Source organism: Caulobacter segnis (assembly GCF_003243465.1).
Lineage (GTDB): Bacteria > Pseudomonadota > Alphaproteobacteria > Caulobacterales > Caulobacteraceae > Caulobacter > Caulobacter segnis_A.
This window is the reverse complement of sequence record NZ_QFQZ01000032.1, coordinates 1-15651: the sequence shown is the minus strand read 5'-3', so window position 1 is coordinate 15651 and position 15651 is coordinate 1. Positions and strand designations below refer to the sequence as shown.

At 68.2% G+C, this 15651-nt stretch carries 13 protein-coding genes; 3 read left to right on the top strand and 10 right to left on the bottom strand.

Annotated features, from left to right (window positions below; genetic code table 11):
* Window positions 1-106 precede the first annotated feature (106 nt).
* Genes DI526_RS11520 through DI526_RS11510 form a run of 3 tightly spaced genes read right to left on the bottom strand, consistent with a single transcriptional unit; the run spans window position 107 to window position 2960 of the window.
* The gene (locus tag DI526_RS11520) at window positions 107-1153 is read right to left on the bottom strand and encodes a TrkA family potassium uptake protein (RefSeq protein ID WP_304277742.1); all 1047 of its coding nucleotides are present in this window, start codon (window positions 1151-1153) and stop codon (window positions 107-109) included.
* Window positions 1150-1857 (bottom strand): RlmE family RNA methyltransferase, encoded by a 708-nt coding sequence (locus DI526_RS11515; RefSeq protein ID WP_304277740.1) that lies wholly within the window; start codon window positions 1855-1857, stop codon window positions 1150-1152. The genes DI526_RS11520 and DI526_RS11515 overlap by 4 nt, the downstream gene beginning before the upstream one ends.
* Window positions 1854-2960: a Ppx/GppA phosphatase family protein gene (locus DI526_RS11510; RefSeq protein ID WP_304277738.1), complete on the bottom strand. Its 1107-nt coding sequence runs from the start codon at window positions 2958-2960 to the stop codon at window positions 1854-1856. Before DI526_RS11510 ends, DI526_RS11515 begins: the two co-directional genes overlap by 4 nt.
* 163 nt (window positions 2961-3123) lie before the next feature.
* Between DI526_RS11510 and hspQ the strand changes: the two genes are divergently transcribed.
* Both hspQ and phhA read left to right on the top strand, forming a co-directional pair.
* Complete coding sequence (gene hspQ / locus DI526_RS11505) at window positions 3124-3453, top strand: heat shock protein HspQ (protein WP_099535869.1); 330 nt, start codon at window positions 3124-3126, stop codon at window positions 3451-3453.
* 81 nt (window positions 3454-3534) lie between these two features.
* Complete coding sequence (phhA, locus tag DI526_RS11500; protein WP_304277735.1) at window positions 3535-4419, top strand: phenylalanine 4-monooxygenase; 885 nt, start codon at window positions 3535-3537, stop codon at window positions 4417-4419.
* On the opposite strand, the gene DI526_RS11495 is transcribed toward phhA, so the two are convergent.
* Entirely contained in the window at window positions 4374-5591 is a 1218-nt protein-coding gene (locus DI526_RS11495) for an acyltransferase family protein (protein WP_304277733.1), read from the bottom strand. The two genes, phhA and DI526_RS11495, sit on opposite strands and share 46 nt — an antisense overlap.
* Here DI526_RS11495 and DI526_RS11490 point away from each other — a divergent pair.
* A complete protein-coding gene (locus DI526_RS11490; protein WP_304277732.1) occupies window positions 5590-6525 on the top strand; it encodes a LytTR family DNA-binding domain-containing protein in 936 nt (311 codons plus the stop codon). The genes DI526_RS11495 and DI526_RS11490 overlap by 2 nt on opposite strands.
* Here the strand turns inward: DI526_RS11490 and DI526_RS11485 are convergent.
* From DI526_RS11485 to DI526_RS11460, 6 genes are all read right to left on the bottom strand, one after another.
* The gene (locus tag DI526_RS11485) at window positions 6522-7019 is read right to left on the bottom strand and encodes a GNAT family N-acetyltransferase (protein ID WP_304277730.1); all 498 of its coding nucleotides are present in this window, start codon (window positions 7017-7019) and stop codon (window positions 6522-6524) included. The genes DI526_RS11490 and DI526_RS11485 overlap by 4 nt on opposite strands.
* Window positions 7016-8356, bottom strand: coding sequence for an N-succinylarginine dihydrolase (gene astB, locus DI526_RS11480; protein ID WP_304277728.1), 1341 nt, complete (start codon window positions 8354-8356; stop codon window positions 7016-7018). The genes DI526_RS11485 and astB overlap by 4 nt, the downstream gene beginning before the upstream one ends.
* Window positions 8353-9804 (bottom strand): succinylglutamate-semialdehyde dehydrogenase, encoded by a 1452-nt coding sequence (astD, locus tag DI526_RS11475; protein ID WP_304277726.1) that lies wholly within the window; start codon window positions 9802-9804, stop codon window positions 8353-8355. The genes astB and astD overlap by 4 nt, the downstream gene beginning before the upstream one ends.
* Entirely contained in the window at window positions 9801-10805 is a 1005-nt protein-coding gene (locus DI526_RS11470; protein ID WP_304277724.1) for an arginine N-succinyltransferase, read from the bottom strand. The genes astD and DI526_RS11470 overlap by 4 nt, the downstream gene beginning before the upstream one ends.
* A complete protein-coding gene (locus tag DI526_RS11465) occupies window positions 10806-12062 on the bottom strand; it encodes a hydrolase (RefSeq protein ID WP_304277722.1) in 1257 nt (418 codons plus the stop codon).
* Window positions 12063-12210: 148 nt separating this feature from the next.
* A partial coding sequence (locus DI526_RS11460) for a translocation/assembly module TamB domain-containing protein (protein ID WP_304277720.1) occupies window positions 12211-15651 on the bottom strand: 3441 nt, incomplete at its 5' end.

Sequence of the window (15651 nt, the reverse complement as noted above, 5' to 3'; positions counted from 1 at the left end):
GCGGGAGATCGCGCTGACGCCAACGCGAACGAGAGATCAGAAACACAAGTTTCCGAGAAAATTCAGCGACCTAAAAGAGCGCACTCCAGAAACAACAACTCTGACGTCAGTCGTCGAACCCGTCGAGGTTCGCGCTTCCGGATTTGGACACCACCGCCAGGGCGTCGCCCGTCCGGATGATCTCGCCAGGCGCAGGGCTCTCGATCACCGTTCCGTCGGCGCGCTGGATACGCACGACCAGTATGCCGCCGCCCCGTCGTTCAAGCTCCCGAATGGTGGCCCTCCGAGCGCCGAGGTTGGGCGGCGCGGTGATAACACGCAGGTCCAGACCCAGCTTGGCCAGCCGCTCGTCCGTCCGGTCCCCCTGTGGCTCCGCCCCATGGAGGAAGTGCGCGAGGCGCGGATGGAGGATCAGCTCGGCGATGCGTTCCGCGCCGATATGGGTCGGCATCACGACGCGGTTGGCGCCGGCCTGCAGCAGCTTGCGCTCGGTGGTGGGCCGCTCGCCGCGCGCGATGATCTCGAGCTTGGGATTGAGGCTGCGGGCCGACAGGGTGATGAAGACGTTGGCGGCGTCGTCGGGCAGCACCGTGGCGACGACCTTCGCCCTCTCGACGTGCAGGGCGCGAAGAACCTCCTCGTCGGTGGCGTCGGCGTGCCGGCAGAGGTAGCCGAGGTCCCTCGCCTCCTGGCAACGGGCCTCGTCACGCTCGACGATGACGAAGGTCTCGCCCACCGAGGCCAGCTCGGCGGCCAGCATGAGCCCGATGCGACCGAAGCCGCAGATGATGATGTGGCCATCCAGCCGGTCGATGTCGCGTTCCACGCGCTTTCCAAAGAACTGTTCGAGTTGGGACTGGGTCAGCGCCTGCACCAGCGAGCCGGTGACGATGATGACGCCCGTGCACCCGAACACCATCGTGGCCATGGTGACGGCGTGCAAGTAATCGGTGTCGATCGGCCGGACCTCGCCATAGCCGACCGTAAAGATGGTCAGGGTGACCATGTAGAGCGCGTCGTCGAACGACCAGCCGGCGTGCATGTAGCCGACCATCGCGCAGGCGGCGACCAGCAGGACGAAGCCGACGGCGATCGCCAGATTGCGAAACGGTCTGGCGACCAGCCCTCCGATGACGCCCCCCCGGTCGCTCACCGTCCCTTGAACCCCGTCGCGACGAGGAAGACCTCCGAACTGTCCTGCCGGCTGGCCTTGGGCTTGAAATGCTGCACCTTGGTGAAGTGCCGCTTGAGCTTGGCGATGACGTCGGCGGTCTCGCCGCCCTGGAAGGCCTTGGCGACGAAGGCCCCGCCGGGCTTCAGCACATCCACGGCGAACTCCGCGGCGATCTCGATCAGGCCGACGATCCGCAGGTGGTCGGTCTCACGATGTCCCACGGTGTTGGGCGCCATGTCCGACATGACCAGGTCCGGCTCGCCGCCCAGCAGTTCCATCAGCTTCTCGGGCGCACCGTCGGCCGTGAAGTCCATCTCCAGGATATGGGCCGGCGCGACCGGATCGACCGGCAGCAGGTCGATACCCGCCAGGTTGGTCACGCCCCGCTCGACGGCGATCTGCAGCCAGCCGCCGGGCGCGCAGCCCAGGTCGATGACCCTCGCGCCCTTGCGCAAGAAGTGGAACTTATCGTCGATCTCGCTGATCTTGAACGCCGCCCGGCTGCGATAGCCCAGCGCCCTCGCCTTCGCCGAGAACGGATCGTTGATCTGCCGCTCCAGCCAGGCCTGCTGGCTGGGCGTGCGGCCATAGGCCGTCTTCAGGCGCGCCGGCTTGCCGCGGCCGCCTTCAGAGCCGCCCGAGGGCGGCTTGACCATGCGACGGCGGGGAGGATCTTCGCTCATGCGGACACCGGCTTCTTGGATGCGCCGCCGCGGCGGCGCCGGCGCGGACGCTTTTGCTGGTCGGACATCAGGGACATCAGAAGCCCCTCTCTAAGCCCTCGGTCGGCGACACGCACGCGCGAACATGGCCATAGCTCCTGCACGGCCTGCAGGATGGCCGCGCCGGCCAGCACCAGGTCGGCCCGGTCCGCGCCGATGCAGGGCTCCTGCGCCCGTTCGGCGGAGGTCAGGGCCAGGAGGCGCGCGGCCGCCGCGTCGCAATCGTCGCGCCGCATCCAGAGGCCGTCAACGACGTTTCGATCATAGCGCGGCAGCCCAAGATGCAGCCCCGCCAGGCTGGTGATCGCGCCCGATGTGCCGACCAGATGCGCGCGCCCCTCCGCAAATACCTGCCGCATCGGCTCGGCGTGGGGGAAGCCCTCGATCCGCGCCTTGACGTCGTCCACCATAGCCCGGAACCAGGCCTCCGTGGCGACCTCGCCCTCGGGGAAGCGCTCGGCGAGCGTGACAACGCCGACGGGGATCGACAGCCAAGCCTTGATCGGCAGCTTCCAGGCGGCGAACTGGCGAGGCTTCGCGTCGAGCCCACCGCCCTTCAAGTCCACCCAGGACAGCTCCGTCGAACCACCCCCGACATCGACAACCAGGGCCGCGTCCTGCTGGCGGTCGAAAAGGCTCATGCAGCCGGCCACGGAAAGCTGGGCCTCCTCGCGGGGCGTGATGATCTGCAACTTGAGCCCGGTTTCTTCGTGCACGCGGCGCACGAAGTCGGGACCATTGGTGGCCCCCCGGCAGGCCTGGGTCGCCACGGCCTTGACCCGCACCGCCTTGCGGCGGCGGATCTTCTCGGCGCAGACCTTCAAGGCCGCCAGGGAGCGATCCATGGCGGCTTCGGAGAGCTGGCCACTCTGCGACAGCCCCTCGCCCAGCCTGACGATACGGGAATAGGCCTCGACCACGCGGAAGCCGCGCGGCGAAGGCGTCGCCACCAGAAGGCGACAGTTGTTGGTGCCAAGATCGAGCGCCGCATAGCACGACGACTCCTCCGGCGACCGCCGGCGCCGCCCTTGCGGGGCGCCGGGCGCGCGCGGCGCCTCCGACATGGTTCAAACCACCTGTCTCGCAAGCGTCGCGAACGGTGCGGCGCCTCACTTCGACTCGACCATAGCACGTGACTGGCGCTCAGGAAGGCGCCCGCCGTGTCTTCCGTTGGCTGAAGTCTCTACGTTCAGCTTTCAGTCAGCTAGCCGTGCTAATCTTCAGACCATGAATTCGAGACTCGCCAAGTTTGCGATCGGCCAAGTCGTCCGCCACCGCATCTTCCCCTTCCGGGGCGTGGTGTTCGACGTCGACCCGGTGTTCGCCAATACGGAAGAGTGGTGGCAGTCGATCCCCGAGGAGATCCGTCCCACCAAGGACCAGCCGTTCTACCACCTGCTGGCCGAGAACGAGGACAACAGCTACGTCGCCTATGTGTCGGAACAGAACCTGCTGCCCGATGACAGTGGCGAGCCCGTCGGCCATCCGCAGACGGCGGTGATCTTCGAGTCGTTCGATCACGGCCAGTACAAGCTTCGTCCTCGAATCTCGCACTAGCCGGCAAACCCGTCCGCGTGATCGCGCATTCGGCGCAAACTCCGAACAGCTTTTGCGAAAATCGGGGCGTAGCGTTCTCTCATGAGCGGAGAAGGCTTCAACATTTCGCCCCCGCCGGGAGCGAACCAGGATTGGACGATCGATCAGGGCTGGGACGCCTATTCCCAGGCCGAGCACGACGTCTGGATCACCCTCTATGAACGCCAGGCCCAGATGCTGCACGGCCGGGCCTGCGACGCGTTCCTGCGGGGCCTCGACGCCCTGGACCTGCATCGGGCCGGCATTCCCGACTTCAGGCGGATCAACGAGGAGCTTCAGCGGCTGACCGGCTGGAGCGTGGTGGCGGTGCCTGGCCTCGTGCCCGACGACGTCTTCTTTGACCACCTCGCCAATCGCCGCTTTCCGGCCGGCCAGTTCATTCGCAAGCCGCACCAGCTGGACTATCTGCAAGAGCCGGACATCTTCCATGATGTCTTCGGGCACGTGCCGATGCTGACCGACCCGACCTTCGCCGACTACATGCAGGCCTACGGCGAAGGCGGCCGCCGCGCCCTGGGCCTGGGACGTCTGGCCAATCTGGCCCGGCTCTACTGGTACACGGTGGAGTTCGGCCTGATGAACACCCCGGCGGGCCTGCGGATCTATGGCGCCGGCATCGTCTCGTCGCGAACGGAGTCGATCTTCGCCCTGGACGATCCCTCCCCCAACCGCATCGGCTTCGACCTGGAGCGGGTGATGCGCACGCTCTATCGGATCGACGATTTCCAGCAGGTTTATTTCGTGATCGACTCGATCCAGACCTTGCAGGACGTGACGCTGCGCGACTTCGGCGCGCTCTACGATCGCTTGGCCGGCGCCAGCGACATCGGCGTCGCCGAGATCGCTCCCGGCGACACCGTGATCACCCGTGGCACCCAGGCCTACGCCAGGGCCGGCGGTCGGCTGTCCAGCGTCCCGGCCGGCTGACCTTTCAGGCCGAACAGGATTCGCACGCCTGGAATGCGCCGCACGATCTCGTAGGTGGCGAAGCACCCCGCGAAGGTCGCCGCCACCAGGATCGCGCCCTCGAGCGCCTGCGGCAGGTGCAGCTTGGCCAGATGATGGGCCATCACCACGATCAGGGTCTGGTGAACCAGATAGAACGGGAACACGCCCAGGGTCAGGTAGCGCAGCACCGGCCCCCCCTTAGCGGCGAGGTGTTTGGCCCCGAAACCCAGGATGGCGACGATCGCACACCAAGTGTCGGTCGCGAAGACGAACCGCATCACGAGCTTCAACTGCGGCGACGGGATAGGCGTGTCATGGCGATAGATCCAAACATAGATGCTCCAGCCCGCCCAAGCGGCGACAGCGGCGGTCAGGGCGGGCCAGCGGACCGCGACCAAGCGTTCACGCAGGGTTTCGGACTTGGCGAGACCAAAGCCTAGCAGGAAGGCGCTGAACGAGACGGCGTGGACATAGTGGTCGCCGACCAGCGCGTGGGTCTCGCCGTACTTCGCGTAGAGCGTGGCGCGCAGCATCGCGAGAAACAGGATGGGCCAGGCGAACAGGCCAACGCCCTTCAACAGGTATTCCGAGGCCTGCTGGATGCGCTCGCCGGCCTTCTTCCAGACCAGCAGCTCGAGCGCCAGGACCAGCGTGTAGAACAGCAGGTAGGCGACAAACCACATGTGGTTCCAGGTGGGCGTGGTCAGGCATTCGCCGTCCGCGCCGCACCAATGGCCCGACGCCGTGACATAACGGATCCAGAAGTTGTCGACCGACAGACCGCTGCCGGGGTGCGAGGCCATGTATTCGACAACCTGATAGTACGACTGCGGCGGCACGATCACGAACATCGCGAACAGCAGCGGCGGCAGCAGGCGGGCGATCCGCGCGCTGGTCAATTTTCCGACCGAGGTCTTGTCGGCCATGAACCGCGTCGCCGCGCCAGAGACCAGGAACAGCAGCGTCAGCCGCCAGGGATTGGTCAGCAGCATGAAGGGCATCAGGCCCTCGACGACGTGGGGCGTCTTCACATGCCATTCCCACGGCACGTAGAACATGCCGGTGTGATAGAGGATCAGCAGGAAGAACGCGCCCACGCGAATCCAGTCCAGGTCATAGCGTCGGTCGATGGGGGAGGCGGTCGTGGTCATGAAAGGTAAGTCCGGCTTGAACGGCGACGCCCATGACCTGCCGCGCCTCGCCCCGAATGGCCAAGGACGTCGTGACAAGCGGCCGGCGCTGGGGACAAGCGGCGATGGTTCGACGCCAAGCGGCGCTCTGTGGGGGATGACCGGCGAGGAGCGTCTCTGGCTGACCCGCGCCTACGCGCTCTGCGTGAGCCTGTTCGTGGCCATCTGTCTGGTCAACATCCTGACCGTGCAGCACGACGCGCCGAGCCTGGGCCCGATCAGGCCGGCGATCTGGGAAATCAGCAGCGCCCTGGTCATCCTGGCGCTCACCGCCATTCCGGCCGCCATGGCCGTTTGGATGGTGAGGGCCAAGCCGCGCTGGTGGGCCGCCGCGCCCGCCCACATTATCGTGGCGCTCGTCTACTCGGCGATCCACGTCGCAGCCTTCGTGGCCTTGAGAAAGGTCGCGCACAGCGTCCTGCTTCACGAGACCTATCGCTTCGGTCCGCTGCCCGGCGAATTCCTCTACGAGTTCCGCAAGGACATGCTGGGCTATGCGGCGGCGACGATCATCTGCTGGCTGGCGCTGATGCGTGGATCGCAAAAGCTGGCCGACCGCGGCTCCGCGCCGCCAGCGGTTTTCGACATCCAGGACGGGGCCCGCCTGATCCGCGTGCCGGTGGCGGAGATCGTCGCGGTGCGTTCCGCCGGCAACTATGTCGAGTTCATCCTGGGCGATGGCCGACGTCCCCTCACCCGATCATCGCTGACCGCCGCGCTTGAGAGCCTCGCTCGGCACGGCTTCGTGCGCACTCACAAGTCCTGGCTGGTCAATACGTCGCGGGTCACCGGCCTGAAGCCGGAAGGGTCCGGCGATTACGCCGTCGAGCTGGGCGACGTCGAAGCCCCGCTCTCCCGGCGCTTTCCCGACGCCCTGGCCGCGCTGCGCGGCTAGAGCAGCAGCATTCCCATCAGGATATCGTCCTCGAAGCGACCGTCCGGCAGCCGTCCCCGCGCGACCTGCCGCCCCTCTTGCTTGAACCCCAACCGCTCATAGAGGCGGATCGCGCCAGGATTGCCGCCTCCCGCCGCCAGTTCGATACGCAGGATCGCTGGATCCTGCGCCTTCGCCCAAGCGATCAGGGCCTCGAACAACTTCGAGCCGATCCCCTGCCCTTGCCGTTCAGGATGAACCGCCACGGTCAGGCCTCCCAGGACATGGGCGAACAGCGCGACCGTTTCGCGCTTGGCGTGGATCTCGCCGCAGACCAAGCCCTCGGCGCCAACCGCCACCAGGCAGATGTCGCTGTTGATCGCGTTCTGCGCATAGGCCGACGTCACCTCTTCCGGCGCACGCGCCAGGGCCCCCGGCGTCACCGCGGCGGCCTTGTGCAGGGCGACAATGGCGTCTCTGTCCGCAGGCGTCGCGGCGCGGATGGTGATGTTCAAGCGGTCCTCTGAAACGGATAGAAGTCACCGCCCAGACTCAGGATCCGGGTCAGTTCGTCCAGCGCCTCGCGGCTTTCGGTCAGCAACAGCGGATCCGCGAGGTCACCCGGCGCAAGGCTGTCGCGATAGCGACGCTCGACCCAATCGGCCAGCGTCTTGTGAAGATCCGGGCTGAAGCGCTGGGCGGGATTGACGGCTTCCAGCTCCTCGTCGGTCAGCACGACGCGCAAACGCAGGCAAGCGGGCCCGCCGCCGTTCCGCATGCTCTGGCGGACGTCGACATAGTCGACGCGGCCGATGGGGCCATTCGAGGCGGCCAGTCCCTCGGCGACCGCATAGGCGCGAGGATTGTCGCGCGTCTCGGCCGGGGCCAGCAAAACCAGGCGATCCTCGCCGGGGACCGCAAGCAGTTGGGAGTTGAAGAGGTAGCTGGCGACGAGATCGGCGATGGGCAGTTCGGCTTCCGAGACCTCGACAAACACCGGCTCGAACAGATCGGCGGCGGCGGTTCTCACCGCGCGCTCCATCGCCACGCGATCCTCGAAGGCGCGCTCGTGGAAGAACAGGCACTGGCGCGTCCCGACGCAGACCACGTCATTGTGGAAGGCGCCGCCCGCGATGGCCGCCTTGGCCTGACGCGGAAAGACGCCCCGCGCCGCGCCATGGCGACGCTGGATCGCCTCGAACGCCTCCCGCGTTTGACGGGCGGGAAACGCACCATCCCAATCCTCCCAGGCCTGGCGTCCCCAGACGAAGAGATTGACGCCCGGTCCGCCGTGCTCGGCGCAGAGCCGCACATGGTTGGCCGCGCCCTCGTCGGCGAAGTGCGGCTGGGCCGGCAGCGGATCGTGAACCGCGAAACGCCGCGCGTCCGGAAACAGGCGTCGCAGGGCGCGGGTGGTCTGCTCGCCCTCGAGGCTGCGATGCAGGTTGGTCAGGAGGTTGGCGGGGCTGAAGTGCACACGGCCATCGGCGGCGTCGGCGCTGGGCGTCACCGTCGCGGCGTTGGCCGCCCACATCGAGGAGGAGGAGCAAGCCGCCGCCGCCAGCGCCGGCGCGGCCTTCCAGGCGTCTTCAAGCACCGTCTCGTCCGCGCCGGAAAAGCCGATGGATTTCAGGAAGCGGATGGCCGGACGCTCATGTGGCGCGAGCACGAACTGCGGCAGACCCAAATCGCTGAGACGACGCATCTTGGCCAGCCCTTCCAGCGCCGCGGCGCGGGGGTTCGAGACCTCGCCGGCGTTGCGGGTGCTGGCCAGGTTTCCGGGCGAGAGCCCGACATACGAGTGTGTCGGCCCGACCAGGCCGTCGCAGTTTGCCTCGACGGCGAAGGTCATGCTCGCAAGCCTTTGATATCCTTCAGCGTATCGGCGACCGCCTCGGCCTCGAAACTCGCCACCGGATAGGCGCAGTAGTCGGCGGCGTAATAGGCGCTGGGACGATGATTGCCGGACGCGCCAAGTCCGCCGAAAGGCATGGAGCCGGCCGCGCCCGTCGTCGGACGATTCCAGTTCACCACCCCGGCGCGGATGCGGTTCAGGAACAGCTCCCAACGCTTTGACTCATTTGAGATAAGTCCCGCCGACAGGCCATAGCGCGTAGCGTTGGCGGCCTTCAGCGCATCGTCGAAACTGGCGACGCGGCGGACCTGCAGCCACGGCGCGAACAGCTCCTCGTCAGGCGTCTCCACACCGGTAACGTCGATCAGCCCTGGCGTGACGAACGCCTCGCTCAGCCCCGGCGCCGATCCAAGAGCGCGAACCGTCTCGCCCGGCATGGCCCTGGCCGCCGTGCGGGCGGCGTTCGCGGCGCGCGCCGAGATCAGCGGCCCCATGAAGGGCTCGGCGTCGCCGTTCCAACGTCCGATCGCCAGCCGGTCGGCCAGCGCCGCCGTCGCCTCGATCACCGTCTTGCCGAAGGCGTCGTCCGGCACGATCAGCCGCCGCGCGCACGAACAGCGCTGGCCCGTGGTGATATAGGCGGACTGCACGACCAGGGCCGCGACCGCCTCCGCGTCGTCGGCGTCCCACACGACCAGGGGATTGTTGCCGCCCAGTTCGAGCGCCAGGATGACGTCGGGCCGATCGGCGAAGTGACGACGGAAGAAGGCCCCGGCCGCCGCCGAGCCCGTGAACAGCAGGCCGTCGATCTCCTGGTTGATCAGGGCCTGGCCTGTCTCGCGGCCACCCTGCACGAGGTTCACGACGCCCGCCGGAACACCCGCCGCCTCCAGCGCCTCGACCATCAGCTGGCCGGCCAGCGGCGTTTCCTCGGACGGCTTGAACACCACCGTGTCGCCGGCCAGAAGCGCCGGCACGATGTGGCCGTTCGGCAGATGCCCCGGGAAGTTGAACGGGCCAAGCACCGCCATCACGCCATGGGCGCGGTGACGCAGCACGGCGCGGCCGAACGGCATGGCGTTCTCAGTCGAGCCGGTCCGCTCGTCATACGCCTTGATCGACAGGTCGACCTTGCCGGCCATCGAGCCCAGTTCAGCCTTGGTCTCCCAGAGCGCCTTGCCCGTCTCGCGGCTCAGCGCCTCGGCGAAGACGCCCGTGCGCTCAACGAGGATCTCCTTGTAGCGGCGAAGGATGGCGATCCGCGCCTCGCGCGGACGGTCGGCCCAGGCGGGAAAGGCGAGCCGCGCGGCCTCGACCGCGCCTACCACATCGCGCTCGGTGGCGGTCGCCTCGCGCCAGACCGCTTCGCCCGTCGCCGGGTCGATCGAGACCAGCTCAGGCCCCTCGCCCGAGCGCCACTTGCCGTCGATGAACAGTCCGCTCATGCCTTCACCCGCACCACTTCGCCTTCGCCGACGCCGAGCGCCTCCAACGCCTCGCGTCCCAGGATGGCCGCATCGCCGTCGATCAGCACCGGCGCGCGGATCGCCCGGAAGCGGGACACCTCGCCCGTCGAGATCAGCGCCTCCTCGCCAAAGGCGTCCTCGCCCGCCTTGACCCGCAGTCGCTTGGCGTCACGGACCGTCCGGATGTCGTCGCGCGGGCAGGCGACCGTCGGGCCTGCGTCGAACAGATCGACGAGACCTTGGTAGCGGAAACCTTCACGCTCCAGCATCGCCCGCGCCGCCTCGCCGTCGCGATGGACGCGCCCAATCACGTCGCGCGCCTCCTCGGGCAGCAGCTCGGTATAGATCGGATGGCGCGGGGCCAGGTCGAGAATGAACTGACCGTCGGTCGAAGCGCTCATCAGGTCGGCCTGGTCGAAGTCCAGGCGGAAGAACTTGTGTGAGACGTGCTCCCAGAATGGACAGCGGCCGTCCTGGTCGAACCAGCCCCGCAGCTCGGCCAGCACCATCTCGGCGAAACGCTGGGGCTCGATGCCGATCAGCATGTAGCGCGACTGGGCGAGCAGACGCCCGGCCCCGCCCTTGCGCTTCTCCGGCCGCAGGAACAGCGAGCCGACCTCCGACCAGCCGGCGCATTCGTTCACCAGCACGAGCGCCTTGTGATCGAAGCGCATCTCGAGCGTCGGCGAGGATTGCGCCAGGGTCACGACCCGGAACGAGAAGAACGGGCGCTTGAGGCCGACGCCAGCCTTGACGCCCGCCACACCCTCGACCGAACCGCTGTCGAGATCCTCGAGCATCAGCGTGTACCAGGCCTCGGGCGGCGCGACCCCGGCCTGGAAGCTGGCCTCTGAAAGCGCAAGACGCGCGCGCAGGGTCGCCTCGTCCTCCGGCAGGCTTGTGAAGCCGCGTCCCGAGAGGACGGCCAGCTCCATCAGGGCGTCGAAGTCGGCGGGGCCGGCGGGGCGGACGATGAGCATCTAGTGGGTCTCCCGCAGGGCGGTCATGGCGTCGTGGATCGCCCGAGCGTCGATCTCGCCGGTCGCCAGTTTTATGAGGATCAGGGCCGAGAGCTGGGCGCGCTCGACAAAGCTCTCGGGCCAGGCGTGCTCGGCCTCGCTGTGGATATCGCCGCCGCGAACGCCCAGGGTGTCGACATTGGGCAGGCCGGACGCAAACAGGTTGTTGCCCTCGCAGACCCCGCCGGAGGGCTTCCAGGCGATATCCTGTCCCAGCAGCGCGCCGACGTCCTTGATCGCGCCGAACAGACGCTGCTGGGCGAGGTTGAAGGGCTTGGCCGCTCGAGTGATCCCGCCATGCAGATGCGCGTGCAGGTCATCGCCGATCTCCGAGACGATCCGCGCGACCTCGGCCTCGAACCAGGCCGCGGCGTCCGCCTGGGGGAAGCGGACGTTGAAGCGAACCACCGCCACGTCCGGGACCATGTTTAGCGGCGCTCCGCCATCGATGCGGGCGACGTTGACGGTGACGCCGTCGCGCTGGCCGTTCAGGGCGTGGAGTTTCTCGGCGATGCGGGCCGCGCCGATCACCGCGTTCCGCCCCGCCGCGAAGTCGCGCCCGGCATGGGCCGCGCGGCCGTGGACCACGATGTGGAAGTTTCCGGAGCCCTTGCGAGCCGAGGCGAGCGCGCCGTCGGCCAAGGCCGGCTCGTAGGTCAGGCCGACATGACCGCGTCGCGCGAAGTCGGCGAGCACAGGCGCCGAGGCGATGGAGCCGATCTCCTCGTCCGGCGACAGCAGCACGCGATAGCCGAGGTTGGCGGCGGCGGGATGTCCTTCCAGCGCTTGAAGCGCCGCCAGCATCACCGAGATGCCGCCCTTCATGTCCGCGATTCCAGGGCCGTGCAGCGCCCCGTCAGGCCGCGTGCGAACCTGCTGGAAGACGCTCATCTCCGGATAGACCGTGTCATAGTGGCCGGTCAGCACGACCTGGACCGGAGCTTCGGGGCGGGCGATCACGGCGATGGAGGGCGGATGAGCCAGCTCTGTTTCGCGGCCATCGGCGGCGATTTCTCGCGATGGCGACAGAGGGATCTCCACCGCAGCGGCCGGCAGCCCGGCGGCGGCGTCCAGCAGGACCTGTCGCTGACGCTCCAGCCCGGCCAGGTGGCGACTGCCGGAATTGATCGCGCACCAGTCCACGGCGCGGTCGACGATCTGACCGCCAGCCTGCGCGACGCGGTCTAGAACCGTCTGGTCGTCTGAATCGAGACGCATCAATAGCCTGTCCTCCCTCAGTCACGATAACCAAGGGCCGCGGGCAAATCGTGCTTACCTCAAGCGAGGTAACCGAGGGCCCGCGCAACAGCCTTGCTGGAGCTCGGTTATTTCGAGCCGAGTCCGGAGCGTCGCGCAAGCCCGACGCTCAGTAATCCTTGCGCCAGCGCACCGAAAGCTTGGCGTCGTTCTGGCCGCCGATCCGCGAGACCAGCGAAAGCGTCCGCCGGATACGCCACTCGACCTGGGCCGCCGGTCCTTCGCGACCACCACCGATGATCTCCAGATAGACGTCGTCGGTCAGGTACTTGCCGCCGGCCACCGTCATGCCGGTCGCGCTCTCGGCGAAAGCGAGACGGTCCAGGCGCGCGAAGCTGCGCAGGTTGCCGATAACGTCGAAGCCGCCGCCGCCCGCCAGTGAGGCCAGGGCCGAGGCCAACTGGGCGGCCTCGATCGGCGAGAGCTGGGCGGCCGAGGAGCCGAACAGCACCTGGCTGAGCACCTCGTCGCTGGGCAGCTCGGGCTTCGAGGTGAGCGTGATTTCAGGCTTGGCCGCCGTTCCCTTGATCTGCACGACGGCGGTGAGAGAGGTGTCCTGCCGCGTGGCCGACAGGTCGAGGCGAATTCGGTCGAGCTGGCTGGACAGATAAACGGTGCCGTCGTCGTCGAACTCGAAGCGCTTGCCGGCGAAGTCATATTCCCCGCGGACAACACGCGCGACGCCGCTCAGCGCCGGCGCCAGCGAGGTGCCGCCGACATGGGCGTCCAGAGAGAGCTCGACGTCCAGGCCACGCCCCCGGACGAAGACACGGCGCGGCGCCTTGAGATCCAGATCCAGGATCATGCCGCCGGTGGTCGGGCGCCGCTGGAGCCCCTGATCCAGGTCCTGCGGCCGGTTACGCTCGACGACGTCCATCGCCACGACGCCCGCGGGGGTCTTGGTTTGGGCCGACACGTCCGCGCGATCCAGGGTCACCGCGCCAGACAGCTTGATCTTGCCGTCCGCCGACCGGTTGACGCTGGCCGAGCCGGTCGCCACGGCCGAGGCCAGGTCGTTGTCGATCAGGCGGAAGCTTTTCATGTCGAGCTTGAAGCTGCCGACGCCGTCGCGCGCCAGGCTGATCCGCCCCGCGCCCGACACCGAGCCGCCCTGCCCGTCCTCGCCGATCGCCTGCAGGACGTCGATGGCGTTGTCGGCCATCGACGATCGCAGCGTCACGTTGCGCAGCCTTAGCCCGGTCTGTCCGTCCTCGAAGCCGCCGTTGTCGAGCGTCGCCGTGCCCAGCAGGCGCGGATCGGCCAGAGTGCCGCCCAGGCTGGCCTGCAGGTTGATGCGGCCCGAGAGCGAGCGGTCGGCGCCCATCAGCAGGTTCCACAGCGGCTTGATCTCGCCTTGGGCCGAGAACCGGCCCTGCACGCCGCGCTTCTTGTTGATCATCAGCCGCAGCGGCTTGGCGGAAGCCTCGACGGGCAGGACGAGATTGGCCTCGGCATTCAGGCCTTGCCGGTTGTCGCCGTCGGCGACGATGGTCAGTTGGCTGTCGGTGAGATCGCCATGGATCTTGGCGTCCAGCGACTGCTCGACCTTCGCGCCGCGCTCGCGGGCGTTCGACAGCCGCATGGTGAAGTCGCCGCCCAAGGTCTCGCCCTGGCCGCGCAGATTGAACGCGCCGTCGATGTCGCCGTCCAGGTCGGGGTTGAAGGCCGTCAGGGCGACCCCCGCCAATTCAGCCCGCAGCATCGCGGTCGCGCCGCCGAGGTCCGCGTCGATATCGGCGCGTCCCTTGTCGATCCCCAAGCGCAGCCGCGCCTGGGTCGGGCCATCGCCAAAGCGGAGTTTGGCCGGTTCATTGGTCTTGATCTCGGTCCGCCCCACGCGGCCCGCCGCATTCAGCGTCAGGTCGTAAGCGCGACCGGCCTGCGCCAGCTCGCCAGAACCGCCCAACCGCCAGCGGCCGTTGGGGGCGTCGCCCCGCGCGTCGATCGAGAGCGGCAGGCGCGAAAGCGGGCCATCGGCCTTGATCGCGGCCGTTCGCACCTTCCAGCCGCCGAAGCTGATCTCCTGGGCCGTCAGGTTCAGGACCGCCTGGGCCGCGCCACCGCCAGGCGCGTCGACAAGGCGGGCCGAGCCCTTGATCTGTCCCTGCGGGATGAAGGCCCCCGGGCCAATGGCGACGGTCACGTCCGCCGTCGCCGGCAGGCCATTGCGCAACGACATGGCGCCACGCGCCTTGGCGCCGCCGGCGTCCACGTCGAGCTCGCTCAACTCGATTCCGCCGGGCGAGAAGCGGAACGCGGTCCGCCCCAGCGCCTGGCCATAGGCGCTCTGGGCCTGCAGCGCCGCGGTTCCGTCGGTCGCGTTGGCTCCGCGCGCGAAAACTAAGCTCAGGCGCGCCTTGGTCAACGGCAGGCTAGGCAGATCGATCGCGTCGAAATTAGCGTTCAGCTCGGCTCTCGGGGCCGAGAGGACGCCGCCGATCCTGCCGTCGCCGCTGGCCTTGCCCGTGACCTCGACCGGCCCCGCGCGGAACGGTCCCGTGGCGGTCCAGTCGAGGCCGAAGTCGAGCGAGAGGCCTTGGCCGAGCTTGCCCGAGGTCGTGGCGCTGGCGGCCGCGCCGTCCAGTCGAGCCTCGGCGACGCTCAGGACTCCCTCGTTCCAGCTCGCCTTGCCGCTCAGCCGGGGCGTCGCGCCGAGCAATCGGTCGATCTCGGCATAGCCGGTGGCGAAGTTGGCCGCGCGGCTGTCCACCGTGAAGGCCCACGGCCGGCCCGCGAAGCTGGACGCGGTCCATTTGGCGATCACCGAGCCCTGCGCGCCGGGACGCACCGGCCCAAGGCTCGCCACCTTCATCTCGCCATCGAACGACAGCCCACCCAACACGCCCCGCTCGCCCTTGCCGGTGACGACCAGGTTGGGCGCGTCGATCCGGGCCGAGCGGATCAGGAAGCGCCCGCCCTTGACCCGGGCGCCCTCAAAGCTGGCCTTGGGGTTCGCGCCGAGCACGGCGAGCAGCCCCGAGCCGCCGCCGCCCGAGGTGGTCGCCTGGGCCTTGATCTCCAGCTCACCGTCGGCCCAGCGCACCAGGGCCGGGCCCTTGGCGCGCTTAAGGCGATAGCCCAGCAGTTCCAGGTCGGCGACATCGGCGGTTCCTTCGACCGAGAAGCCGCCCTTCTCCAGCTTGAACACCCCGTCGGCGAGCCCCTGCCCCATCTGCGGAATCGAGACGATGCGCTTGAGCGCCCCGATGCGGGCGCTGAAGGCCAGACCGTCCGGGCCTGTCCGGCGCTTGGCCAAGTCAGCCAGGCCGCGCGCTTGAAGGCTCAGATTTTCGGCGCGGACGTCCAGCGTCAGGGCCGAGAGACCATCGGCGGTCGCCTTCTTTCCATCGATATTGAAACTGGCCTCGGCCCCGAACATCTTCTCCAGGCGCTGGGTCAGACGAGAGGCCCCCAGATCGATGCGGCCGCGCGCCGAGCCGCCTTGCGGCGTCCAGGCGCCGCTGGCCTGCAGGGGCGTGTCGGCGCCAGACTTGGCGACAACATCGAAGACCGCCTGGCTGATCGTTCCGTCGGCCTTGGCCTTCAGATC

Excerpts from the sequence above, each read along its gene's own strand:
- DI526_RS11515 (WP_304277740.1), bottom strand. The coding sequence starts at position 1,857 with ATGAGCGAAGATCCTCCCCGCCGTCGCATGGTCAAGCCGCCCTCGGGC.
- DI526_RS11510 (WP_304277738.1), bottom strand. The coding sequence starts at position 2,960 with ATGTCGGAGGCGCCGCGCGCGCCCGGCGCCCCGCAAGGGCGGCGCCGG.
- hspQ (WP_099535869.1), top strand. The coding sequence starts at position 3,124 with ATGAATTCGAGACTCGCCAAGTTTGCGATCGGCCAAGTCGTCCGCCAC.
- phhA (WP_304277735.1), top strand. The coding sequence starts at position 3,535 with ATGAGCGGAGAAGGCTTCAACATTTCGCCCCCGCCGGGAGCGAACCAG.
- DI526_RS11490 (WP_304277732.1), top strand. The coding sequence starts at position 5,590 with ATGAAAGGTAAGTCCGGCTTGAACGGCGACGCCCATGACCTGCCGCGC.
- DI526_RS11495 (WP_304277733.1), bottom strand. The coding sequence starts at position 5,591 with ATGACCACGACCGCCTCCCCCATCGACCGACGCTATGACCTGGACTGG.
- astB (WP_304277728.1), bottom strand. The coding sequence starts at position 8,356 with ATGACCTTCGCCGTCGAGGCAAACTGCGACGGCCTGGTCGGGCCGACA.
- astD (WP_304277726.1), bottom strand. The coding sequence starts at position 9,804 with ATGAGCGGACTGTTCATCGACGGCAAGTGGCGCTCGGGCGAGGGGCCT.
- DI526_RS11470 (WP_304277724.1), bottom strand. The coding sequence starts at position 10,805 with ATGCTCATCGTCCGCCCCGCCGGCCCCGCCGACTTCGACGCCCTGATG.
- DI526_RS11465 (WP_304277722.1), bottom strand. The coding sequence starts at position 12,062 with ATGCGTCTCGATTCAGACGACCAGACGGTTCTAGACCGCGTCGCGCAG.